3 protein-coding genes are annotated in these 2521 nt (G+C 61.2%); all 3 read right to left on the bottom strand.

Translation table 11 applies throughout. The annotated features are described in order from the left end of the window. Nucleotides 1–5 precede the first annotated feature (5 nt). The 3 genes from tnpC to tnpA are packed head-to-tail and all read right to left on the bottom strand — an operon-like array spanning nucleotide 6 to nucleotide 2439. On the bottom strand, nucleotides 6–1577 hold the full coding sequence (gene tnpC / locus NKJ94_RS37170) for an IS66 family transposase (RefSeq protein WP_352532719.1): 1572 nt from the start codon (nucleotides 1575–1577) through the stop codon (nucleotides 6–8). Between the two features lie 54 nt (nucleotides 1578–1631). Then, nucleotides 1632–1985, bottom strand: coding sequence for an IS66 family insertion sequence element accessory protein TnpB (tnpB, locus tag NKJ94_RS37165; protein ID WP_023721448.1), 354 nt, complete (start codon nucleotides 1983–1985; stop codon nucleotides 1632–1634). Continuing rightward, nucleotides 1966–2439, bottom strand: coding sequence for an IS66-like element accessory protein TnpA (tnpA, locus tag NKJ94_RS37160; protein WP_352532721.1), 474 nt, complete (start codon nucleotides 2437–2439; stop codon nucleotides 1966–1968). Before tnpA ends, tnpB begins: the two co-directional genes overlap by 20 nt. Nucleotides 2440–2521 lie beyond the last annotated feature (82 nt).

Genomic DNA, 2521 nt, shown 5'->3' with positions numbered 1-2521 from the left:
GCGGATCAGGCTGCAGCGGTTTTGAGGAAGTTGAAGGGCAGCAGGTCGTCGATGGCTGCGTTCTCGGGGCGCTGAGGTAGTTCAGTGAGGACGTGGCGCAGCCAGGCTAACGGCTCGACGCCACAGGCGCGGCAGGTCAACATCAGGCTGTAGATGACGGCGCTGGCCCTGGCTCCGTCGACGGTATCGCTGAACAGCCAACTTTTCCGACCAGTGGCAAAGATTCTGATGTCACGCTCGAGAAGATTGTTGTCGATCGGCATGCTGCCGTCCTCGGTGTAACGAGTCAGATATCCCCATTGGTTCAGGGTGTAGGAGACGGCGTCGCCGAGCTTGCTGTCCGGCAAGACTTTTGGAGCGATGTCGTCGAGCCATGCCTTGAGAGCCTGGAGGATCGGGACACTATGTTGCTGGCGGAAGCGGCGAATGCAGTGATCTCGCGTTTCGCCGTCATCGGGGATTTGGTTCCGCGCCTGCCTTTCAACCCGATAGAGCTGTTCGAAGAACCGGAGCGCCTGTTCCGGCGGCCCGCCACCCTTCTTCCTCGCCTTTAGGGCATCGACGAAGCGCCGCCTCGAATGAGCCATGCAGCCAAGATGCCTTGCCCCTTCCAGCGTGCGCCAGGCGGAATAACCGTCACTCATCACGATGCCGCGGTAATCGCCCAAGAAGGTCTGCGGGTGTATCTGGCCGCGACCCGGCTGATAATCGAGCAGCACGATCGGCTCGTCACTGTCGTGGCCGCTCCGGTATGCCCACATGTACGAGGTGCTGGTGGCCTCTCTGTCCATTTCCTTCAGCACCTGGACCGTGGTCTCGTCGCCATGGATGAGGGGCTGCGATCTGAGCCGCAGCTTCAGCACGTCATAGATGCGGGAGAGATGCTTTTCGCTCGAGCCGATCACCCAGTGGCCCAGAGCGCCACGGCTGACAGGAACGCCCGCGCGCTCGAAAGCCTGCGCCAGGCGGTAGAGCGGTGTGCCGTCGACGTATTTGTGAACGAGCGCGAAGGCCAGCGTCGAAGCCGTGGCGATGCTGCCCGGCAAGGGTTGTGCGGGCATTGGCGCGGTCACGACAGGCGTGTTGATGCCGGTACGCTCACAATGACGGCAAGCATACTTGAATCGCACATTCTGCAGGACCTTCGCCTTCACCTCGATATGAAGTTGCTCGGTAACGGCCTCGCCCATGCGATGCATCTGGTGACGGCAGCAAGGACAAGCCTTCTGATCGTCGGGAAGGTCGTACTCGACGCGCTCGCGCGGCAGGTTTTCCGGCAAGGCCTTGCGGCCGCGCTTCTTTCCCGTCGCCCCTTCGCTCGCCGGCAAGCCCGTGTCCGGCAGGACAACGACGCCGCCATCTTCGCCGTCGGCGGCGTCCTCATCCGCAGCCTGTTCGGCTTCATTGAAGAGGCGGTCAATGTGCTTTTCGCTCTTCGGCGCAAAACGATGCAGTCGTGCAAGCGCCAGCTCTTCCTCGAGTTTGACGACGCGTTCGGTGAGGTGACGGTTCTGCGCCTGCAGCGCAGCAATACGCGCCATCAACTCTTCAACAGTCGGTTCGCCGGGTCGATTCATCAGATTCTTGAATCGAAAGCATGCCGGCGCGTCAACCGCTCAATTCGAGAGCCCTCAACCGGCAACCTGATATTGCCGCACCGGATGGCGGACCATCGCATCGATATCGATGCCGTCGAGGATCCAGTGCAATTGCTCGGTCGTAAGCGTGACCACCGCTGCCTCCCGGCGCGGCCACCTGAACCTGTCCTCGGTCAGCCGCTTCAGGACCAGCACAAAGCCCGAGCGATCGAAGAACAGGAGCTTCATCCGGTCGCGACGGCGATTGCAGAACGCAAAAACCGCCGGAGCAAACGGATCGAGCGCCATCGTCTCCTGGACCAGAACCGCGAGGCTGTTGATGCCGGCCCGGAAGTCGATCGGCTCGCGGTGCAGGTAGACTTTCAGGTCAGCGCCCAGTCTGAACATGACCCAGTGCTCCGATGGTCGCCGTCAATGCATCCAGATCACCGCATTCCAGCGTCAACGTCACGCCGTTCGGCAGCGACGCGCTCACCTTGGCTGGAGAGGAAAAATGCGCTGTCCTTTTCGATGCCGACCAACGCACCCCATCGCAAGTCCCCGGCAAATCCACCGCAGCCATGCTGCTCTGTCGCAGCAAGGCCCGATCGGAAGTGCTTTCAATCTGAACCGGGATGAACGCAGGTGGCGGGGACGGCGGGAGGGACTGGGTCTCCGCGCGCTTCTTTATCCACTTCCGAAGAAGGTTCGCATTGACCCCATGTTCGAGCGCGAGCTTCGATACCGACACGCCAGGCTCAAGGCAGGCCGAGACAAGACGCTCCTTCGATGCGGCGTCGTATCGGCGTCGCCCGTCCCGACCGACAAGCCTCACCCGCAGTTTCTGCTCATCTTCTTCGATCACTTGGTGTCCACCTATTTCGGTGGACACCTTGTGCATCAGAGCACTCAACAGCAAAAGGTGCGGGGAAATTCGCGCTTAC

The sequence above is a fragment of the Mesorhizobium sp. M0060 genome, from assembly GCF_040323155.1.
Taxonomy (GTDB): domain Bacteria; phylum Pseudomonadota; class Alphaproteobacteria; order Rhizobiales; family Rhizobiaceae; genus Mesorhizobium.
Note: the sequence above shows the minus strand (reverse complement) of the source record. Positions and strands in the feature narration are given on the sequence as shown.